Origin of the sequence: Antrihabitans auranticaus (assembly GCF_016481275.1) — a bacterium.
Taxonomy (GTDB): Bacteria; Actinomycetota; Actinomycetes; order Mycobacteriales; family Mycobacteriaceae; genus Antrihabitans.
On sequence record NZ_JAEMNW010000012.1, the window covers coordinates 57,500 to 79,325 of the forward strand.

Annotated in this window: 15 protein-coding genes; 10 read left to right on the forward strand and 5 right to left on the reverse strand. The window is 66.2% G+C overall.

The features are described 5' to 3' along the window. Positions 1–374: 374 nt before the first annotated feature. Entirely contained in the window at positions 375–1,052 is a 678-nt protein-coding gene (locus tag JGU72_RS28755) for an ammonium transporter (protein ID WP_199687722.1), read from the forward strand. Between the two features lie 72 nt (positions 1,053–1,124). On the opposite strand, the gene JGU72_RS31510 is transcribed toward JGU72_RS28755, so the two are convergent. From JGU72_RS31510 to JGU72_RS28780, 5 genes are all read right to left on the reverse strand, one after another. Continuing rightward, positions 1,125–1,922, reverse strand: a complete 798-nt coding sequence (locus JGU72_RS31510; protein WP_463315454.1) for a S1 family peptidase — start codon at positions 1,920–1,922, stop codon at positions 1,125–1,127. A gap of 614 nt (positions 1,923–2,536) precedes the next feature. Then, complete coding sequence (locus JGU72_RS28765; protein ID WP_199687723.1) at positions 2,537–3,877, reverse strand: S1 family peptidase; 1,341 nt, start codon at positions 3,875–3,877, stop codon at positions 2,537–2,539. A 76-nt stretch (positions 3,878–3,953) separates the two neighbouring features. Further along, complete coding sequence (locus tag JGU72_RS28770; protein WP_199687724.1) at positions 3,954–5,159, reverse strand: Hsp70 family protein; 1,206 nt, start codon at positions 5,157–5,159, stop codon at positions 3,954–3,956. A 143-nt stretch (positions 5,160–5,302) separates the two neighbouring features. Continuing rightward, positions 5,303–7,795: a LuxR C-terminal-related transcriptional regulator gene (locus JGU72_RS28775; RefSeq protein WP_307828649.1), complete on the reverse strand. Its 2,493-nt coding sequence runs from the start codon at positions 7,793–7,795 to the stop codon at positions 5,303–5,305. Between the two features lie 3 nt (positions 7,796–7,798). Beyond that, positions 7,799–9,577: an Hsp70 family protein gene (locus JGU72_RS28780; protein ID WP_199687725.1), complete on the reverse strand. Its 1,779-nt coding sequence runs from the start codon at positions 9,575–9,577 to the stop codon at positions 7,799–7,801. 262 nt (positions 9,578–9,839) lie between these two features. On the opposite strand from JGU72_RS28780, the gene JGU72_RS28785 reads away from it, so the two are divergent. The 9 genes from JGU72_RS28785 (at position 9,840) to JGU72_RS28825 (ending at position 21,746) form a co-directional block, all read left to right on the forward strand. Continuing rightward, positions 9,840–11,705: an IniB N-terminal domain-containing protein gene (locus JGU72_RS28785; RefSeq protein ID WP_199687726.1), complete on the forward strand. Its 1,866-nt coding sequence runs from the start codon at positions 9,840–9,842 to the stop codon at positions 11,703–11,705. 78 nt (positions 11,706–11,783) lie between these two features. Further along, a complete protein-coding gene (locus tag JGU72_RS28790) occupies positions 11,784–13,652 on the forward strand; it encodes a dynamin family protein (protein ID WP_199687727.1) in 1,869 nt (622 codons plus the stop codon). Next, positions 13,649–15,121, forward strand: coding sequence for a dynamin family protein (locus JGU72_RS28795; RefSeq protein WP_199687728.1), 1,473 nt, complete (start codon positions 13,649–13,651; stop codon positions 15,119–15,121). Before JGU72_RS28790 ends, JGU72_RS28795 begins: the two co-directional genes overlap by 4 nt. Positions 15,122–15,386: 265 nt before the next feature. Further along, positions 15,387–16,583: a DUF4185 domain-containing protein gene (locus JGU72_RS28800; protein ID WP_374101168.1), complete on the forward strand. Its 1,197-nt coding sequence runs from the start codon at positions 15,387–15,389 to the stop codon at positions 16,581–16,583. A 65-nt stretch (positions 16,584–16,648) separates the two neighbouring features. Beyond that, positions 16,649–17,251 carry a hypothetical protein gene (locus JGU72_RS28805; RefSeq protein ID WP_199687729.1) on the forward strand — a complete coding sequence of 201 codons (603 nt, stop codon included), beginning with the start codon at positions 16,649–16,651 and terminating at the stop codon, positions 17,249–17,251. A 232-nt stretch (positions 17,252–17,483) separates the two neighbouring features. Continuing rightward, positions 17,484–19,343: a molecular chaperone DnaK gene (dnaK, locus tag JGU72_RS28810; RefSeq protein ID WP_199687730.1), complete on the forward strand. Its 1,860-nt coding sequence runs from the start codon at positions 17,484–17,486 to the stop codon at positions 19,341–19,343. After that, positions 19,340–20,014, forward strand: a complete 675-nt coding sequence (gene grpE / locus JGU72_RS28815) for a nucleotide exchange factor GrpE (protein WP_199687731.1) — start codon at positions 19,340–19,342, stop codon at positions 20,012–20,014. Before dnaK ends, grpE begins: the two co-directional genes overlap by 4 nt. A gap of 24 nt (positions 20,015–20,038) precedes the next feature. Further along, positions 20,039–21,226: a molecular chaperone DnaJ gene (gene dnaJ, locus JGU72_RS28820; protein WP_199687732.1), complete on the forward strand. Its 1,188-nt coding sequence runs from the start codon at positions 20,039–20,041 to the stop codon at positions 21,224–21,226. A gap of 115 nt (positions 21,227–21,341) precedes the next feature. Then, a complete protein-coding gene (locus JGU72_RS28825) occupies positions 21,342–21,746 on the forward strand; it encodes a heat shock protein transcriptional repressor HspR (RefSeq protein ID WP_199687733.1) in 405 nt (134 codons plus the stop codon). Positions 21,747–21,826: the final 80 nt, after the last annotated feature.

Below are 21,826 nucleotides of genomic sequence, written 5' to 3' on the forward strand. Positions count from 1 at the left end.
TGTAAAGATGTCTCCGTGAGCGAACTAACCTGTCGTTTGGTTTCGATGCGCCCCGTAAACGAGAACCATTATCGGCATTGCACAATGCTTGCGAACCCGCCACCCGTTTACTCGACGTATAGCGTCGATTGATCCGCGTTTGAGCTGTCCCAGTAGCGAGTTGGAACTAAGGTGACGCTAACTCGACACCCAATTGTTACGGTAGCTCGCTTCTGTATGGCAACTCCGCTACGCTCCCCCTTACATATCCGCCGTGTCCTGCTTCACGTTTACGCTCGGGGCGGCAGTGAACCACACTCGGAGTTAGCGATCGACTCTCGCGATCTCAGAGACAGGGCGCGTGCGGATCAAGATTCAAGAGACTGGGGCGAGAAATGATGTTGCGTAAGACCGTCGCAATTGCCGCGATGGTAATCGGAGCTATGGGGGTTGCGTCGGGAACGACGTACGCGGAGCCGGCTCCGGAGCCGGAGGCCATCAGCTTCGAATCGAAGCTAGTGGACAGGACGGTCGTCACCAACCTCGTCGGCGGTACCTTCGAAGTCAATTCGGATACCCAGTCGTTCGCGGTCAAGAACAGTACCGGTGATGTCGTGTTCACGATGCCTCTCGCGTTCTCGATCGATCAGGTGGCGCACCCGTTCGTTCCTGCGGTTACGAACGCGGGCAAGACGTTGTCCCTCAAGCCGGACATGGACCCGGCCAAGGCGACTCCGTTCGTCCGCAATGTCGCGTCGCCCCTCGAGAACCAGCGTGCGATCAACGACTATCTGCAGCAGTTTGCGCTCGCATCCGCGATCGGTGGTTTGGCCGGCACCGCGGTCGGTCTGGCGATCGGTTGCATACTTGGCGTTCCGTTGATTGCGACGGTCGCCGGATTCCTTGGTGTCTGCGCGGCGGGCGCCGCTGTCGGCGGCGTTGTCGGCACGATCATCGCCGGTGGACCGACTCTTGCTGTCGCGGGTGTGGACCTCATCAATTCGCTGAACGCCGCTCCGGGTACCACGAAGTGGAACTACCCGGACCGCATCGTCGTCGTACCGGCGGCCTGATACCAGGCTCGAGACAATCGAAAGGCCCGCTCTCCGTTGGGGAGCGGGCCTTTTCGGCGTCTGAGATCGACGCTACGAGGTGTGAATCCGCAATCCGGGGTTCTCATCCAGGACGACCTGGAGTGTCGTCGCGAAGAGCATTGGGGGATTGCCGAGGGCAGGCCCGATGATGTTGGGGATCTCGCAGATCGGATACTCGGCTACCGACGAGGCGCTGGAGACTCCGAGGGCTTTGCTACCCGTCACGATCGTGCCGCCGCTGTCGCCGGGCAGCGCGCAAATGGTCACCGAGAAGGCGTCGTTCAGCTTGCGATCGCCGACCTCGACCGATTGGTCGACCGCGTCGACCACGCCGCAGCTGAAGCCGGTCCGGGCACCCGATTTGCAGACAGGCGCACCGACCACGGGTGTGGCGATGCCGTCGATCGCGAGCGGCGTCTGGCCGGGAATGCGCACGATGTTGTTGTCGAAACGATCCTTCTGGTCGTCTCCGACGCGGATGATCGCGTAGTCGTGGTTGTCGAGGCTCGTCTTTGCGAAGGTCCCGAGCCGCGCACCGACCGCATCGAAGGCGCCCAGTTCGTAGACGACCGAGGCGTCCGGCGTTCCGGCAGCTGCGCGATTGGGATCGCAGTGCCCTGCGGTCACGTTGACTATCTCACCGGCACCGTTGGTCGCGTTGAACCCGAGCGAACAGCGCAGGCCGCCGTTGTCGCTCGAGGAGGCGTAGGAGTCGCCACCGGCGAGCGCGTTGCGGGGGAGTTCCCCCGCAACATCGGTGGTGGTGCCGAGCGGTTCGGCCGCAAGCGGGTTCGGCATCGTGACGATGCGCGCCGGGGCGAGGAAGTTCGGCAGCTGCAAGCCACCCACAACGTTGTCGACGCGGACCGCCGATCGAGTTGTTCACGACGTCGATCGCGACAGCCCGTACAGCGTCGGCGATTTCGACGGGTTGAGTGGCCAGCCACGCGTCGAATGCGCTCTTCTGGTCCCGTAGCCCTGCCTCGTTAGTCGCAACGGACTTCACGTCGAAACCTGCCCCTTCGACGAGGGCGCTCGCCGTTTCCAACTGCGCGGAGGGCGCCAGGGCAACGACGGCACGGCCTGTCTCGTCGAGCCATGCACCGGCGAAGGATTCGGGGAACTGCGTGCGGGCCGTCTGTGCGAACGCGGCGAGCCGCTGTGCGAGATCTGCGCGCTGCATGTACTGATCGGCGGTCAGGTGAAGGTCCCGTGACACGGCCGCCACCAACTCCGCGGGCAGACCCGGAATTGCGGGGTCGGGGCCGGGGGCTGGATCGGCGGCTGCAAGGCTACCGGTCGAAGCGAGTATCAGAAGGGCAGCTGAGCCGAACGTGGCGGCTCGGCGGGCGGTCGACCGTCGCATGGTGGCCTCTCTATTGCGCTGACCACCCGGCAGCCGGTCAGTCCATTCCGTGCACTATATGGCCTCGGCTGCGTGATTCCCACCTTTGCGCGCAACCTCAGACAGGGCTGAGGCTGGTGCGCAAGTTGATTCCTGGTGCTGCTGTGGCGTTTGCGTCGGCGAGAATGTCGCGCAGGGAGATGCCGAGGCTGGCCGTTCCACCGTCCGGTGCGAGGACGACATTGGCCATGTTGCAGTCCGGCGCACCATTGGCGTTCGACCCGCTGGTGATGCCGAGCGCAAGCGTTCCGGAAACAATCGCGCCGCCGCTGTCGCCAGCGAGAGTGCAAGCGGTGCTTGCGAATCCGCGCACGATCCGGCTTCTACCGTCCGGCGTGAAGAGCTGGGTCTCGACGTGGTCGGCGGCGACTACACCGCAGGTGAATGCGGACGTCTGACCTGATTTGCAGACGGGTGCGCCGACGACCGGTTGCGCCGTCCCGGTCACCGTGAGGGTCGTTCCGTTTGCACCGCGGACGTTGGCTCGGTCGAGGCCGGCCGTCACCGCGCGGTCGTTGAGTTCGATCAACGAATAATCCAGGCCGTTCGCCGGATTGCCGAGTGTCGAGTGGACGAACGAGCCGATCTGCGGGCTGTTGTCGAGGTTGCCCGGATTCGGGCCGTAGACAGGCGCGCCGCCGCCGGACACTTCGACATTCGGATCACAGTGACCCGCGGAGATGTTCAGTGCGCGACCCGCGTTGTCCATCGCGTTGAAGCCGAAGGAGCACACCGTGATGTCGGCGAGTGGGGTGTCACGCAGCGCGCCGCGGGCGCTGAGGTAGCTGTCGCCTGCCATCGGTCCGTGGTCGACGTCACCGCCGCCGCCGGGGGAAAGAATCACCTTCACATTGGCAAGCAGAGTCGGGATGTTCAGGACGCGGCCGGCGGGGCTGTTCGCGATGTCCAGCACCAGCTGGCTGTTGAGAACGTCGATCGCGATCGAGTTCACCTGCGAGGCAACCTCGCGGGGGAGGCTGGAAATCCAGGTGTTGAGATCGCCCAGCGACCGCTCGAGGCCGTCTGCGGAAATCGGTGCAAGTTGCGTCTGGTAACCGTCGCGCTGCGCGATCTGTGCTGCCTCGTTGGAGGTAACCGCCACGATCGCGCGTCCGTCGAGCCCCATCCACGCACCTGCGAAAGCTTCCGGACGAGCCGCGCGGAAGTCGCGCGCATACGTGCCCAGGTCCTGCGCGTGTGCCGCCCGGTCCAGATAGTCGGCAGCCGAGATATGCAGGTCGCGCTCGATCGCCTGAACCAATTCCGCGGGAAGGTCGTTCGCTGCGAGCTGTGGGCTCCCCGAATTCTCGGGGGCGGCGCCGGCGACGAAAGTCGGAGCGAAGAGCAGAAGTGCTGCAGATCCGACCACCGCGGCCCGGAGCGCCGTCAACTTACCCATGAAATCCCTTCGCCCTGCTGCAGTGTGTTCAGGGCCTCACCTTAGGGCACATTCGCGGATTCGCCACACCGCGCGGTCAGCGACCGGATTGTCCCGGTGAAAGAAAAATGTCGGTGAAGGGGTTCGCGAGGCGGGGCGGAGCGCCGGCGTCGGTAGTCGGCCGCTCGGGCTCGGTCGTCGGCGGGTTGGTCGGTGTCGACGGATCCGTGGTCTCCGGCGCCGGAGTCGTCGGGGGGACGGTCACCGGCGGTTCGGTCACCACAGGTAGCGGCGGCTCGACGACCGGCGGCGGAACAGGGATGGGAGCCTCGACTATGGGCGGGGCTTGCACCGGAATCGGTTCGGCGACCTGGACGGGCTCGACGATCGGGGCAACGTTCTCGACGGGAAGATCCAGTGGCGGCAGCGCAACCTGCTGGGTCGGAACGACGGCTTGCGGCTGGGGTGCGGGGGCCGCCTCGACGCTGGGGATCTGTGGCGCTTCGGCCTTCTCGTTGTATTGGAGCGCAACGGCGGCAATACCTGCGGCAAGTGCGAGAACCGCACCGAACGACGCGGCGAGGAGAACCGGCTTGCGCCGGAGGCGGGCCAACGGCGTAACGACGGCGGCTCCTGTTTCGGCAGGCTCTTCTTCCTCGGCCGCGACCGGTGGCACATGGCCGGGAGGTTCGGCGAGCGCCGAGTATGCCGGAGCAATGACCATCGGTCCGGAGACCAGCGGTGGCGCGGCGGGGAATTCCTCGGTCGCCGGGTCGTCGACACCGGCGTTTGCCACCGCGGCAAGCGGTGCGGACGCTGCTACGGCTGCCAACGCGGCGAGTGCTGCACCGTGTGCCGGTTCATCGCCCGAGTCGACGGCCGCATCGGCTTCCGACATCAGGTTCAGCGAGGAAAGACCGAGGTAGTCCAGCGAATCGCGCAACGCGTCGACCGCGTCGGACGACCACTGGGCGGGATACGTCGCAAAGATTTCGGAGGGTGCCGTGATCTGCGGGGAGGCAGCGTCGATCAAGCAGAACATCGCGGTCGCTACGAGGTCCTCGGGTCGATAGGCGCCGCCACCGTCGACAGTTATGCCGTCCGGGTCGCCGACGCGTTCGAGAAATCCGCTGATGGCTTGGGTCGGCGCGTCGGGTGGTGTACCGCCGAGTTGGCTGTCACCATCATCGGTCAGATAGAGCACACTGTCGCGGACGATGTACTCCGGCTCGGCGTCGTCGGACGTGACGACAGCAGCGACGCTCTCGTACGTTCCTACTCGCAATCCCAGACCTGTGGCCATTACCCCTGCACCTCTACTCGATGGAGTCCGCCGATGCCGGTGGGCGCAGCGGGTTCCCTCGTTCTGGCCGGCGCGTTGTCGCCGACTCGTGTGTTGTTGTCGCTATTCGATTGTGCCGCAGCCAGGTTTCGATGACGGTCACGTCAAGGCTGCGTTCGGTCCACCTCGCCGTGACCCATTGCTCGCAGCATCGAAAGCAGTTCGGACCGCGAGCCGGCGCCGATTCGGCGGCGGATCCGCGCAACGTGGTGCTCAACGGTCTTTGCCGAAATGTACAGGCGACTGCCCACTTCGCGATAGGTGAGACCGAGCACCAAGAGGTCCGCAACCTCGCCTTCGCGGTCCGAGAGCGGTCCGTTCGCGGGGGTCGCCGGAGCGGGTGCCGACCGGTCCGGGCGCCGTGAGTTCTGCCGCAGCGAGCGCGCCACCTGCAGCAATGCGGTGGCACCCTGAGTGTCTGCCGCGCGGAGCGCGCCTTCGCTTGCGAGTCGCGCGCCATCCCACGGCAATCCGATCGAGCCGAGAGTCTTCGCGGATCTTTCTACTTCGGCCGGGTCCGCCTCGCCGCGCAGAACTCGCAGCCACGCCCGTCCGGCTGCGGCCAGCGCGGTCGCGTACGGATCGTCGACCGGACCTTCCGCCGCCAGTCGCAGTGCCTGAGCATGAGGTACGAGGTCGGCTGGGTTGTCGGCGAGCAGTGCTGCTTGGACGCCATACCAATGAAAGGTGTTCGCCCAGGCAGGCGGATCGCCCAGGCGGGTCAGGAGGTCGCTGGCCTCGGTCACGAGGTGCGCGACCCGGCGTACGTCGTCGACTCTGATCGCAGCAAGCCACAACTCGCCGAGCGGCAGGAGCGTGAAGAGGTCGACATCGGCTTCGTCCAGGACACGATGTGCCGAGGTCCACGCATTCACGAGCGCGCCGTGATCGCCGCTGCGGCGCGCCAGGCCGACGCGGATCGCGTGCGCAAGCAGTAGGTCGCGGTTGCCGAGCTGGGTCGCGTCGAGCGCGTCGACAGTGCCGCGGGCACCGTCGTCGTCACCGGTCAGCATCGAGGTCCATGCCGAAAGCAGCTGATAGAGATGCCGGTTGGGACCGCTTGTCACGTCGATTCGGCCGAGGACTGCTTGCGCGCGATCGAGGTCGCCGCTGTGCAGGCAGAGCTGGACCGCGACTGCGGCCGGGTCGACCGGCATGACCGTCGCCGCGGGGCCACCGGCCGGATTCGATCGCACGAGAACGCTGATCGCGGCGTGCGCAGGTCCGTCGACGGAAAGTTCCAAGGCCGACCCGAGCGCGGCAATCCCGATGGAGAGGTCGGTCGGCGGACCGCTGTGCTGCGCAGTCCGGACCGCTCGCGCTTCGTCCGGGCGGCCGACGGCGAAGAGTGTCGCGGCCGCAAGTCCGGCGTCGGCGCCGATCCGGTCCCGCCCCAACCAGGCGTACAGGTCAGCTGCGCGGCCGAGGGTGCCGCGCTCCGCGAGAATTCCCCCGCGCACGCGAACTGCGGTCGCGAGCTCGGCAGGCGTCGCATCCGGATTGGCGAGCACGCCTTCGGCGATGGTGTGCGCGGTCGTCGTGTCGCCGCTGAGTGCAGCTGCTTCGCAGCGGCGCAGCGCGAGGTCCGCCGGATCGGCGCCGGCGGCGATTGCAGCTGCATACAGCTTGCTCGCCGAGCGTGGTTCGGCGTGGTCGGCGGCCGAGGTCAAGAACTCTGCTAGACGCGGATCGCGAACGCCGGCCTTCGCCAGCCGCATCGCGGTGACGCTGCGCAGGGCACCGGCCTCCAGCCGCACGTCGAGCAGACGTTGCTGAATGTCGACGAAGCGACGGTCGCCGAGAACCGAACGCAGCGGTTCGGTCGCGATCGGTGTCAGAACGTCGGGATCGGCGACCAGCCCGCAGGCGCGGACGCGGTCGATCAGTTCGACGGCAGCAGCTTCGTCGACTCCGACGATCTCGGACACCTCGATGGGATCGAGCCCGGACCCCGTCGCGGTGAGTGCGAGCGTCGAGAGTAGTTGGCTGTCTTGGGTTTTCAGCGTCGACCGCACCCACGAGAGCAATGCCTCTTTGGCCGCCGATTCGTGGTGGGCTGCATCGGAGCTGCGCACCCCGCCGAGCGCTGCGACAACTGCGCCGTGCAGGCCGCCGGTCAGCGTGACCAGGTTCGCGAAACTCTCGGCAGTCAGGGAGACACCGGATTGGCGGGCGAGCGCGGCGACGTCGGATTGCCCGAGGTGGCGCAAATCGAACACGCGCCCGGACCGGCCGAGAGCCGCCGTGAGCGGACGGAGCTTTCCGCGATGCGGTCGCGGTTCGGTCGCCACGATGACAGGGTTCTGTGCCCGGTCCACGAGGTCGTACAGCGCGTCGAGCTCCGAGTCGGATAAGGCGTGCGCGTCGTCGACGACGACCGTGACGCCCGGCGGAACGTCACGCAGTTGCGTCGTTGTCGACGTGCCCTGCAGCTGCACGCGTTCCCGAATTTCGTTGAGCAGAATCGACTTACCGCTTGCCGACGGACCGCGGACCAGCACACGCAAGGCACCGTCGGACGTCGTCTCGACGAGGCGGAGTACTTCGCGCATGTCGGCAGACGAGTCGGCCGCCGGAATCATCGTGCTGCTGGACACGGATCAGCCGATGGGGTTGGGCAGTGGGAGGCCGGTCGGGATCGAAATCGGCCGAGTCGGAACGGCCGGTAGCCCGGGGAGGCTGTCGTAGGGATCGTTCGGCAGCGTGCCGATCGGGCTCTGTCCAGGAACTTCGTCGGGAACGACGACCGGCGGCGGCGTGTACGCGGGAATCTGGTTCGGCTGCGTCGAATCGCCGGGCGCGGGATTCGCCGGACTTTCGTTGCCACCCGCAGGGTTCTGCTGAGTCTGCGGGGCGGGGTTGCCGCCGTTGGCGGCAGACTGGCCGGGGGCCTGCGTCGAATTCTGGCCGCTGCCGTTGGAACCTGTGGTGCCGGGTTGCCCGGTCGTCTGGGCGCCGTTCGAGCCGGATTCTGCCGAGCCGGACGGTTCGCCTGCGGTCGTTTCGCCTGCGGCGGGTGCGGTCGTGAGCCCTGCGCTGGTCGAGTTTGCCGGACCGGACTTCGTCGGTTCGTCACTGAACTTGCCTGTTCCCAGCGAAAGGCCACCGGCCGTCACGACCATGATTGCGGCAACGGCAGCGCCGACGATTGCGAGCTTCTTCCAGCGCGGCGTCCCGGCGGGTTCGGCGGCCACGGCAGGTGGTGTCGGGGGCCGCGGCGGCACGGGCCGGACGGCGGGCGCGAGGACCCGCGAAACGGCTGGCAGGTTCGGTGCCGCGGCCGCCGCGATGGGCTCGGCGAGGGCGGCCGACGCGTTCGCCAGTTCCCGCGCGAGCATCGCGGCTCCGAGGGCTGCGGTCTGATTCGGCTTGGCCGAGGACACGACGGGTAGGCCGAGGTTCGACGAGATGAGTTCCGCAACAAGGGGGATCGATGCCCCTCCGCCGACGAGTAGTACCTGACTCACATCGCCGGGTTCGAGACCCGCAACGCGGATCGATTCCGCGACCAGTTCGACGGACGTCAGCAGTGGTTCGCGGAGTAGGTCCTCCAGTTCGCCGCGCACGAGGCGCACATCGGTCTGCACGCCGGGAAGGGTCACCGACAGCGCGGTCTCGGTGTCGGCCGAGAGTGCTTCCTTGGCATCCGAGCACCGTGCCCGCAACTCCGTCAGCGCGGACTCTGTTGCCGGATCGAAAGGATCGAGCCCGTCGACGTCGACTGCGTTCGCGAGGACGTACTGCATAGTCAGGTGGTCGAACTGCGTCCCCGACACGTCGTCTGAACGGATCGGTGTGCCCAGGATCCCGGTCGTTTCGCCCGTCCGCACGACCGTCACGTCCAGCGACGTGCCGCCGAGGTCGTAGACGACGACTGCACCCTCGCCGAGCGGTCCGCGACTGGCTTCGAGCCAGCGCACTGCGGCGGCCGGCTCGGGAACGGGCGTCACGTCGCCGAAGCCGGCTCGTTCCAGCGCCTCGCGCAGCGCATCGACGGTGTAGTGCGGCCAGGATGCTGGGTAGGTGGCGACGACCGTGGGGTCGCCGGTCAGTCCCGTGGAAGCCTCCTCGATGAGGCAACCGATCGCGGTTGCCATGAGGTCTTCGCCGCGGTAGATCGAACCGTCGTCGGCAAGAATGCCGACCGGGTCGCCGACCCGCGAGAGGAAGCCGTCGACCAGCACATTGTTCGAATGCCGGCCGATCGTGGCAGTCCTGCGGTCGACGCCGAGTACCGGAGCGTCGTCTTCGGAGAGCTGCAACGTGCTCGGACGCGTGACCGTGACCAGCCCAGAACCGTCGGCAGAGCCTGACTCCAGTGCATCTACCGCCGCAACAGAGTTGACCGAACCGACCCCGACACCGAGCCCACTACTCACACGAATCTCCTGACAGTTCGATGCTTGCAGGCCTGGAAAGCCTACGCACAATGTCGGTAGCCGAGCGGATTCCGTTACGTTTCTGCGCTGGTCGGAGCCTTGTCTGGGGAAAATCCCCTAACGGCCTCGGTGCCCCTAACAGCACCGGTTCGAAGACTACGGGGATTCACCCCGTTCAGCCGCGGACCGGATTTCCCTAACGTCATCTGCAAGCACCGGCGAGCGCAACGTTCGCCCTTCCGACTCTCTAGGAGCGACCGACATGACCGCCAACGCCGTACTCGAATTCATCCTCAACCTGCTCCGCAGCGAAGATGCCGCCGCTGCGTACTGCCAAGGACCGGAGACGGCCCTCGCAGCCGCGGGTCTGGACGGCGTCACGCACGCCGACATCGTCGCGGTTGCGCCGATGGTCGCCGAATCAGCGCTCATCACAGACAGCGCAGGCCTCTCGACGATTCTCGGAGCCGGCGGCGGCCTCGGCCTCGGCGGCGGTGTGGGGGCAGCCGGCGGACTCGGCGCAGCCGGTGGGCTCGGCGCCGCAACCGGAGTCGCCGGCGCAGGCGGTCTCGGTCTGGGTGGAGGCCTGGGACTCGGCGCCGGCCTGGGGCTGGGCACGGTTGCCGCCGGTGACGTCGACGTAGACATCGCCAGCCAACTGGGAATCGCACTCAGCTCGGCGCTTTCCGCAGGTGGCGCGGCAGGTGTACAGCTCGGAACTGCACTCGGTGCAGCCTTCGAGTCGGCGATCGGCAGCGGCCTCGATGTCGATCTCGGCGCGGGAGTCGGTGCGGGGCTCGGTGCGGCACTCGGCGGCGCGCTCGGTATCGGAACGGACCTCACGGGCACATTCGGGACCGCGATCGACGCGGCCCTCGGCTCGACGGTCGACCTGGGTGCCGGACTCGACCTCGGCTCGATCCTCGGCGTGGAAGGTGCTCTCTCCACTGCGCTCGGCTCGGCATTCGGTGTCGGCGGCGAAATCGGTACGGACCTCGGCGCATCGCTCGGTGCGGTACTGCAGTCGGCGATCACGGCGGGCGGTGACCTCGGAGCAGGACTGGGCGCTGGGCTCGGTGCAGGACTGGGCACGGAACTGGGTGCCGGCTTGGCGGGCGGCCTCGACGCTTCGCTCGGCTCGGTGCTCGGCACCACCCTGGGCGGCGCACTCGGCGTCGGCGGCGAACTGGAGACCGGACTCGGTACGGCATTCGACGGCGCACTCGAAGGCGGCCTTGGCGGCGGCCTCGGTGCAGTTGGCGACATCGGTGCCGGGCTTGAAGGTGGCCTGGGTGCGGGTCTGGGCGCGGTTGGCGGCTTGGGTGCCGGGCTCGAGGGTGGCCTGGGTGCGGGTCTGGGCGCGGTTGGCGGCTTGGGTGCCGGGCTCGAGGGTGGCCTGGGTGCGGGTCTGGGCGCGGTTGGCGACATCGGTGCGGGCCTCGAAGGTGGCCTGGGTGCGGCTTCCGATTTCACGGGTGGTCTCGAGGGCGGGCTCGGCGCCGGTGCAGGTGCGGCGGGCGAGTTCGGCAGTGACCTCTCCGGCGGAATCACCGGCGGTCTCGGTGCGGCTTCCGACTTCACGGGTGGATTGGAAGGCGGTCTCGGCGCGGGTGTCGGGGCAGGCGCGGGAGCGGCTAGCGATCTCGGTGCCGGTTTCGAATCGGGCCTCGGTGCGGCGACCGACTTCACGGGTGGTCTCGAGGGTGGTCTCGGCGCCGGAGCGGGTGCGGCTTCTGACTTCACGGGTGGTCTCGAGGGTGGGCTCGGCGCCGGAGCGGGTGCGGCTTCTGACTTCACGGGTGGTCTCGAGGGTGGTCTCGGTGCGGGTGCCGGTGCGGCCGGTGACCTGTCCGGTGCGGCCGGTGGCGGACTCACAGGCGTGGGTGAGACGGCGGGCGGAATCGGCTCGACCATCGGTGGCTCGGCGACCGGAGCCTCCAACTCCTGGTCGGAGCTCGACGTCAACAGCGTCTTCGGCACGGGTGGCTCGGCAACCGGCGGTGGCGAGTTCGAGACGGGTGGCACCGCAGAGTCCCACCTGTTCGCCGAGGGTGGCGCGAATGCGGCGACCGACTCCTCCTTCGATTCGCAGCTCGATGCCGGCGCAACGGATCACTTCCTGCCCTGACGAGTAGTGATGCAACGACGCCGGCGTTTATTGCTTACGCTGGCGTCGTCCGCATTCCCCGACAGTGATCAGGAATCGATGAACACGCCAGCTACGCAACCGCCGAGCGCAGTCTCGGAGGCAACCAGGGCGCTCATTGCTTTGCTCGACGAGACCGCTGCCGTCGCCAAGGCCGCAGGTCGCGGGGATTTGACCCAGCGGCTCGGCGCGGCGCGAACGCGAGTCCTGGATCCACGCCGCCGCATCGTCGTCGTCGGACCGCTCAAGCAAGGCAAGAGCCAGTTCGTCAACACGCTGCTCAACCTGACGGTCTGCTCGGTCGGGGATGACGAGACGACCGCTATCCCGACACTGGTCGAGTATTCGACGGAGCAGCGCGCGGACCTCGTCCTCGCGGACCATGCGAGCGCACCGATCCGAGCCAGGATTCCGTTCGACGAGGTCACGACCGTCACCCCGACCTCACCGCATGCTCAGGGCCGTGAGGTCCTGCGGCTCGAGGTCGGTGTTCCGGCGCGGCTGCTCGCAGACGGCGTGATCCTGATGGACACGCCTGGCGTCGGCGGCCATGGGAATCCGCACGCCGCAAGCGTTCTCGGCTTGATCTCGTCCGCCGACGCGGTCCTCGTCCTGTCCGACGCGTCGACCGAGCTCAACGAGCCGGAGATGAACTTCATCCGCCAGGCGCAGGGCCTGTGCCCCGCGGTGGCTTGCGTGATCAGCAAGGTCGACCTGTACCCGCACTGGCGCAGTGTTGTCGCCGCAAACGAACAGCACCTGCAGCGTGCAGGATTGACGCTGCCGCTCATCCCGGTGTCCTCGCTGCTGCGCTCACACGCCGTACGTCTGCAGGACACAGAGCTCAATGCAGAATCCGGTTTCCCGCAGCTCTACGAGTTCCTCCGGGATCGAGTCGTCGCGCCGAAGGATGTGACGACGACGCAGTCGGTTGCCATCGACGTGCGTTCGGCTGCTGAGCATTTGGCGCTGGGCATCGGGAGTGAGCTTGCCGCCCTGCGTGATCCGGCGAAGGGTGCCGCAGCTTCGCGAGAGCTCCAGTCCGCGAAGCTTGCGGCCGAAGAATTGCACAAGCGAACATCGTTGTGGCAGCAGACTCTCGGCGACGGCATCGCCGACCTCGCCGCGGATATAGATCACGATCTGCGCGAACGGTTGCGGCGGGTTACGCGCGAAGCCGAGGAATGGGTCGACAGGGAGGATCCCGGTGCGAACTGGGAGCAACTCGAGGAATGGCTGACCGAGGAGATCGGGAGCGCCATCGGTGACAACTTCGTGTGGGCTCACGAACGGGCCGAGTGGCTCGCGCAACTGGTGGCCGAGCACTTCGCTGAAGTCGGATCTGTTGCGCTGCCCCACATAGACATTCACGACCTGGACGGCGTACTGGAACCTGTCGAGTCACTCGCCGACCTCGAATCGGGCCGTACCGGTATCACCCAGAAGGTGCTCGTCGGTATGCGCGGGTCCTACGGCGGTGTGCTGATGTTCGGTCTGATCACGACCTTCGCGGGTCTGGCGCTGATCAACCCGATCTCCATCGGGGCGGGAGTCCTCCTAGGTACCAAGGCTTTTCGTGAAGACAAGGAGCAGCGGCTCGCGCGCAGGCGCAACGACGCGAAGATTGCGATCCGCCGGTTCGTCGAGGACGTCAGCTTTCAGACGAACAAGGAGTCGAAAGACCGTCTGCGGCAGATTCAACGAGTGCTACGGGACCACTTCACCGCAATCGCGGACCAGACGTTGCGGTCGATCAACGATTCGCTGCGTGCGACGCAGGAGGCCGCGACCGTCTCGTCTGCGCAGCGCGCAGGGCGATGCGCAGAGTTGGAGCAGCAGCTCCGGGTCGTTGCACAATTGCGGCAGCGGTCGGATCAGGTTCTGGCCGTGGGTGGTTCGGGGACGTCGAAGGAAATCGGCACGCGATGAACGCACCTGGAAGCACCCTCGAGCAGGCGCGTGCCCTCGTGGCGTCCGCGCGCAATGCGTTCGCCGGCGATCCCGACGTTCGACGGCAGTTGGATGCGTGCGCGTACCGCCTCGATCAGCCGTTGCGGGTCGCGCTGGCCGGTTCGTTGAAGGCCGGCAAATCCACGCTGCTGAATGCGCTTGTGGGACAAGATGTCGCGCCCACCGATGCGACCGAGTGCACACGGGTCGTGACGTGGTACCGGAACGGTCCGACGCCGACCGTGACCGCATGGTACGACCGCGATCGCAGCGCGAACGTGCTCGTCCAGCGCCGCGAGGGCGGGCTCACCTTCGACCTCGGAGCCTTGACCGCCGCCCAGGTCGACAGGCTCGAGGTCGAGTGGCCTGCCAGCGCGCTCGCGGAGACGACCGTGATCGATACGCCCGGTACGTCCTCGCTGTCGCGCGATGTCTCGGCCCGCACCCTCGATCTTCTGACGCCGGACCGGGCCGCATCGGGGGCAGACGCCGTCGTGTATCTGTTGCGCAGTCTGAGTGCCACCGACGTCGCGTTCCTGCGCCAGATCGGCTCGCACGTGGGCGCCGAATCCGGTCCGCTCGGCGTAGTCGGTGTGGTGTCGCGTGCGGACGAGGTCGGCGCTGGGCGCATCGACGCGATGCTCTCGGCGAAGGAAATGGCGTCGCGCTTCGCAACCGAACTCGAGCGAACAGGGTTGTGCCAGGCCGTCGTTCCCGTCGCCGGCCTGCTTGCGTTCGCTGCCCGGACGCTGCGCCAAAGCGAATTCGCGGCATTCCAGGCGCTTGCGCAGGCGCCGGTCGACGACCTTTCCGTCGCCCTGCTGTCGGCGGACCGCTTCGCCCGGCCCGACAGCCCGCTGCCGGTCGACGCGCAGACGCGTGCTTCGCTCGTGCGGCGGTTCGGGCTCTTCGGAATTCGTTTGGCAGTGACTTTGATTCGACTCGGTGCCAATGATTCACCCACGCTGGCAGCGCAATTGGTCGAACGCAGTGGACTCGACGAGCTGCGTGGTGTGATCGACGTGCAGTTCGGTCAGCGTGCAGAGCAGCTCAAAGCGCATTCGGCTCTGGTCGCACTCGACCGTGTACTGGCGGACCGTCCGGAGCGTGCCGCCGTCGAGCTGCTGCCGCAGGTCGGCCGCTTGTTGTCGGATGTGCACGGCTTCGCCGAGTTGCGTTTGCTCGGCAGGTTGCGGACCACGCCGGTCAAACTGCCCGGCGAAGAATCCGCTGAGTTGCATCGCCTCATCGGTGGTCTCGGTGTTGCGCCGCATGTGCGGCTGGGTCTGCCCGAGTCCGCGTCGTCGCGGGAAATGCAGTCCGAAGCTGTTGTTGCCGTGCGTAAATGGCGCACGCGGGCCAGTCATCCGCTGCTGGACCAGTTCACAGCAAAGGCATGCGGGACGGCGGCGCGCAGCGCTGAGGGCATTCTCGGCCTGCTCTACTGAGCAATACCCCATCTGTCACATCTGTCCCAGGTGTCACAGTGGTTGAGAATCGGTAACCCTTTGATAGAGGTTCGAATTTCGCTCGTTCCGCCTGTAACACTGTGCGAGGCAATGGCACTGCATAGTCAGGAGTAACGACGTGGACCAAATCGTGGGGGACCTCCTCCAACTCGTCATCGACGTATTCAGCTTGGGCAGTACAGGCGGCGGCGGAAGCAGCTAGTTCCTGTCCGGTAGAAGCGATCTCGTTGGAGAAAGGTCTGTCGTGCGCCCGAATGCTCGTCGCAGGATCCGTCGCAATGCTGGAATCGCCCTGGCTGCGGCACTTGTCGCGGCAGCGGCGCTGACCGTCAACAGTCCGACGAGCACCGCGGCGCCGTGTGGCAGTGCACTCGGCAGCACCGGATCGAGCGATGGGAGTTCGTTCGGCGGAACGAATCCGATTCCCTTCCTCAACGGGCAGGACGGCGGACTGCCGCGACTCAAGGGTCGGACGCAGGCGATCAGCAACATCACAGGGCTGACGGGTCCGAACGATTCGGTCCGTCGCTTCAACGTCGTCGGCACCGATCTCGGCATCATGTGGGACAACGGCGCCGGTCAGATCCTGACCGCATTCGGCGACACCGTCGGGGCGTCTGCGCAACCGTTTTGTGAAGGGGTGCTGGGCGATTGGCGCAGCAACGTGCTCCTGCGCTCCACCGACCGGAATCTGGGCGACGGCATGAGCCTGGACGGTGCCGCCCTCGACCGGCCGCGGCATGCGAAGGAGATCATTCCGAGCAAGAAGATCAACGGCGTCGAGATGACGACGATCCCGACTGCGGGCGTCGCCGTGAACGGAGTTCAGTACATCAACTTCATGTCGGTGCGGAGCTGGGGTGCCCCTGGCCATTGGGACACGAACTATTCGGCGCTGGCGTCGTCGACCGACAACGGCGAAAACTGGACCGTCGACCTCAAGACGGTCCGGACCAACGAATCGCTCACGGGCAACGGCCATTTCCAGATGGGTGCGTACGTCAAGGAGGGCGGTTACGTCTACCTCTACGGGACGCCGTCCGGACGTTTCGGTGCCGCCTACCTCGCGCGCGTGAAAGAAGCCGACTTCACCAATCAACTGGCTTACGAGTACTGGAACGGGCGCACCTGGACGCCGACCGTGCCGAACGCGGCGGTGGCGATCATGCGGGCACCGGTCAGCGAATTGTCCGTCGCCTACAACTCGTATCTGAAGAAGTTCGTCGCGCTTTACACGAACGAGGCGCAGGGCCTCGTGATGGCCAAGGCCGACCGGCCCGAGGGTCCGTGGAGTGCGCCGGAGATGCTGATCAGCGGGCGTGACGTCGGCGGGCTGTACGGCGCGTACATACATCCGTGGTCCTCGGGTCCGAATCTTTACTACGTCGCGACCACCTGGACCGATTACAACGTCATGTTGGTGCGTACAACGCTGAGTTAGGCGACTACTCTGCCGATCACGAGGCGCCGAGCCCGTCGGTGCAGTGTTCGAGAGAAGAGGACCCTGTGAAGATCGGCAGAATCTCTGCAATTGCGATAATGCTCTGCTCGGCGATGGGGCTGACGGCCGGCGTCGCCCATGCGGCACCCGACTCGGCCGCACCCGTCCAGTACGCCACTTCCTTCGGCCCCGACGGGCGCTCTGTTCGGGCGACGCTCGAGAACGGCATGTTCCGGCCCGTTGCCGACGGTCACGCGGTCGCGGTGGTCGACACCGCGGGCCAGACGCTCGCCGAACTGCCACTTGCCTACTCGGTGAGCGGACACGTCTTTCCGATTGCCGCGGTAGTCGACGACGGCGGGTCGGCGCTCACGCTCACGCCGCAGACGGTCGACGTCGCGGGAGAGGTGCGTTTGCAGGACGTCGACGCGCGCAGCGATGCGTGGGACAACCTGGTCGAGCAGTGGGATGCGGGCTGGACGGTCGACGGCGGAATCACGCCGGGAATCGGCGCTGCCATCGGCGGCGTCATCGGGTGCATCCTGACGATCACCGAGTTCTGCATTCCCGGCGCGATCATCGGTGGACTCGCAGGTGCGGCGATCGGCGTCGGTGTGGCCAATCCCTCGTTCGGACCCGCGATCATGGGCTTGATCGCAACGTTCTGACCGCACGCCCCTCCTGTCGTGCAGCCGGGTTTCCGCATGTCCGGACCCGCCGGGAACAAATCCGCATGCGCCCCCGTTGAGCTATTCGACACCACATTGAGCGTATGGCACTCAACTTCGAGTTGACTAGTATCGGATCAACCCGGCAAGATTGAGCCTAGTACGCTCATGCAAATAAAGCGGAACGAAGCGGCAGCTCAACCAGGCTGCTCGCGACAATAGGAGGAAACAAATGGCTCGTGCGGTCGGTATCGACCTCGGAACCACCAACTCGGTCGTCGCCATCCTCGAAGGTGGCGAACCTGTAGTAGTGGCCAACTCCGAAGGCTCACGCACAACGCCGTCTGTCGTCGCCTTCGCCAAGAACGGCGAAGTGCTGGTCGGCCAGCCGGCAAAGAACCAGGCGGTCACGAACGTCGACCGCACCATTCGGTCCGTCAAGCGCCACATCGGCACGGACTGGTCCGTCGACATCGACGGCAAGGCATATACGTCGCAGGAGATCAGCGCACGGACGCTGCAGAAGCTGAAGCGTGACGCAGAGGCATATCTCGGCGAAGAGATCACCGACGCGGTCATCACCGTGCCCGCGTACTTCGAGGACGCACAGCGTCAGGCCACGAAGGAAGCCGGCCAGATCGCCGGCCTCAACGTGCTGCGCATCGTCAACGAGCCCACGGCCGCCGCACTTGCGTACGGCCTGGACAAGGGCGAGAAGGAACAGACCATCCTCGTGTTCGACCTCGGTGGTGGCACGTTCGACGTGTCCCTGCTGGAGATCGGCGACGGCGTCGTCGAGGTCCGCGCGACCTCCGGTGACAACCACCTCGGTGGCGACGACTGGGATCAGCGGATCGTGGACTGGCTCGTCGACAAGTTCAAGGCAAGCCAGGGCATCGACCTGACCAAGGACAAGATGGCCCTCCAGCGTCTGCGTGAGGCTGCCGAGAAGGCGAAGATCGAGCTCAGCTCGAGCCAGAGCACCTCGATCAACCTCCCGTACATCACGGTCGACGCGGACAAGAACCCCTTGTTCCTCGATGAGCAGCTGACGCGCTCGGAGTTCCAGAAGATCACGTCGGACCTGCTCGATCGCACCCGTGCGCCGTTCCAGAACGTCATCAAGGACGCGGGTATCGCGGTTTCCGCGATCGACCACGTCGTGCTCGTCGGTGGCTCGACCCGTATGCCGGCCGTTTCGGACCTGGTCCGCGAACTGACCGGTGGCCGTGAGCCGAACAAGGGTGTCAACCCGGACGAGGTCGTCGCAGTCGGTGCCGCTCTGCAGGCCGGTGTGCTCAAGGGTGAGGTCAAGGACGTTCTGCTCCTCGACGTCACGCCGCTGTCCCTCGGCATCGAGACCAAGGGTGGCGTGATGACGAAGCTCATCGAGCGCAACACCACCATCCCGACCAAGCGCAGCGAGACCTTCACCACGGCCGACGACAACCAGCCGTCCGTGCAGATCCAGGTCTTCCAGGGTGAGCGCGAGATCGCGTCGCACAACAAGCTGCTCGGATCGTTCGAGCTGACGGGCATCCCGCCGGCACCGCGCGGCGTCCCCCAGATCGAGGTCACCTTCGACATCGATGCCAACGGCATCGTGCACGTGACCGCGAAGGACAAGGGCACCGGCAAGGAAAACACGATCAAGATCCAGGACGGCTCCGGTCTGTCCAAGGAAGACATCGAGCGGATGATCAAGGACGCCGAAGCGCACGCCGACGAAGACAAGGCGCGTCGTGAAGAGGCCGAGGTCCGCAACCAGGCCGAGTCGCTCGTTCACCAGACCGAGAAGTTCATCTCGGAGAACGACGACAAGGTCCCGGCGGATGTCAAGTCCAAGGTCGAGGCAGCGATCGCCGAAGCCAAGACTGCTCTCGCGGGCAACGACATCGCGGCTGTGAAGTCCGCGGTGGAGAAGCTGGCCACGGAGTCGCAGGCCGTCGGCCAGGCGATCTACGAGGCCACCGCCGCCGAGCAGGCCGGATCGGCCAACGGTGACGAGGCTGGCGCACACCGCGCGGCCGAGGACGACGGCGTCGTCGACGCCGAGGTTGTCGACGATGAGCCGGTGAACTTCGAGAAATGAGCAGCGACGACTACACCGAACCAGTCACGTTCGTCGACAATCGAAAGATCGACCCGGAGACCGGTGAAGTGCGGGACGCGGATGCGGTCCCCGAGCCCCTCGCGGGCACGGGCACCGCGCCGCAGCCCGGCGCATTCGACGAGGACGTAGAAATCGTCGAAGCCGTTGCTCCGAAGGCCGACGAGCTTGCCGAGCGGACAGCCGATCTGCAGCGTCTTTCCGCCGAGTACGCCAACTACCGGCGTCGGGCGGATCGCGAGAAGCAGGCTGCCAGGGAAGCGGGGAAGGTCGCAGTTCTCACCGATTTGCTCGGTGTGATCGATGACCTCGAGCGCGCCCGTGCCCACGGCGATCTCGAGACCGGTCCGCTGAAGTCCGTCTCCGCGAAGCTCGCCGCGCTGCTCGAGAAGCAGGGTGTCACCGAGTTCGGCAACGAGGGCGATCTTTTCGACCCGACGTTGCACGAGGCGGTCCAGCACGACGGCGAAGGGCACGATCCCGTGCTCGGCGCCGTACTGCGGAAGGGTTACAGATCCGGGGAAAGGGTCCTGCGGCATGCGATGGTGACGGTAACCGACAAGTCGGACACCGTCGGCACCGCAGAAGTGGGATCTGAATCGGATAGCGTCGACCCGACCACGGATGCCGATGCAGGATTTGAACAGCGATAAGAACGCGGAAGGAGGAGACGCCTGATGAGTCAACGGGAGTGGATCGAGAAGGACTTCTACAAGGAGTTGGGCGTCTCCTCCGATGCGTCTGCGGACGAGATCAAGAAGGCGTACCGCAAACTCGCGTCGAGCCTTCATCCTGACAAGAACCCGGGCGACGCCAAGGCCGAGGAGCGCTTCAAGGCGGTCAGCGAAGCCAATGCTGTGCTGTCGGATCCGGCCAAGCGCAAGGAGTACGACGAGACTCGTAAGCTCTTCGCGGGCGGTGGTGGCGGGTTCGGTCGCGGTGGCTTCAGCCCCGGCGGCGGGACCAGCGGTTTCGGTGCCGAGTTCAATATCGGCGACCTGTTCGGCGGTGGCCAGAACTACGCCGACGGCGGCTTGGGCGACATCTTCGGGGGTCTGTTCAACCGCGGCGGCGGTGGGGGCGGCGGCCAGCGGCCGACCTCCTCGCGCCCGCGCCGCGGCAGCGACGTCGAGACCGAGACGACCCTCGGCTTCCGTGAGGCAGCTCAGGGTGTCACCGTGCCACTGCGGATGACCAGTCCCTCACCGTGCACCACCTGCCACGGCAGCGGTGCCAAGCCTGGGACCAGTCCGCGAGTGTGCCCGCGCTGCAACGGAACTGGCATCGTCAGCCGTAATCAGGGCGCGTTCGGCTTCAGCGAGCCGTGCGACGATTGCCGGGGGACCGGTTCGATCATCGACGACCCCTGCAACGACTGCCACGGCTCTGGAATCCAGAACCGGACGCGGACGATCACGGTCCGGGTACCTCCGGGCGTCAGCGACGGTCAGCGCATCAAGCTGGCGGGTCAGGGCGAAGCCGGATTGCGCGGTGCGCCCTCGGGTGACCTCTACGTCACGGTCCACGTCAAGGCGGACAAGGTGTTCGGTCGCGCAGGCGACGACCTGACGCTGGTCTTGCCGGTGGGCTACGGCGAACTGGTGCTCGGCACAACGGTTTCGGTGCCGACACTGGACGGCCGGGTCGGCGTGAAGGTGCCGGCAGGCACCGTCGACGGCAGGATCCTCCGCGTTCGGGGCCGTGGCGTGCCACGTCGCTCCGGCGGTGCGGGCGATCTTCTGGTTACCGTCAAAGTTGCTGTGCCGCAGAAGCTCGACGCGGCAGCGACCGAGGCGCTAGAGAAGTACATGCAGGCAGAAAAGGCCAGCGGTTTCGAACCGCGGGCAGGCTGGGCAGGCGCGTAATTCCGCCTCGCCGCACCCTATTTAGGGATCCGCACCCCTTCTAGGGCCCTAGAAGGGGTGCGGATCCCGAGAAGTGGTGCGGCGAAATGCTAGGAAGGGTAACGGAGGTGTAGCGATGACGGACAAGCCGAAAAGGGCTGCGCCGGGCGCTAACCCAGATGTGCAGATGTTCGTGATCTCGGTTGCGGCCGAGCTCGCCGGCATGCACGCGCAAACTTTGCGCACGTACGACAGGCTCGGCCTGGTGACCCCCGAACGGACGTCGGGCGGCGGTCGACGCTACTCGGCTCGCGACGTCGCGCTGCTTCGCGAGGTCCAGCGGCTGTCGCAGGACGAGGGCGTGAACCTCGCCGGCATCAAGCGCATCATCGAACTGACGAACCAAGTCGAAGCGCTCCAGCATCGCATCAGCGAAATGGCTGCCGAGATCACCGCACTGCACGCAAATCAGCGTCGCGACCTCGTTCATATTCCGCGCAGTACGGCGCTGGTGGTCTGGCAGCCGAAGAATCGGCGCTGACTCGGCCTTTCGGTCATGTTTCGACCCGGTGTCGATTCGATACCCATGTTATCCGTGTGACTTATGGTGCTGGTGGGAAA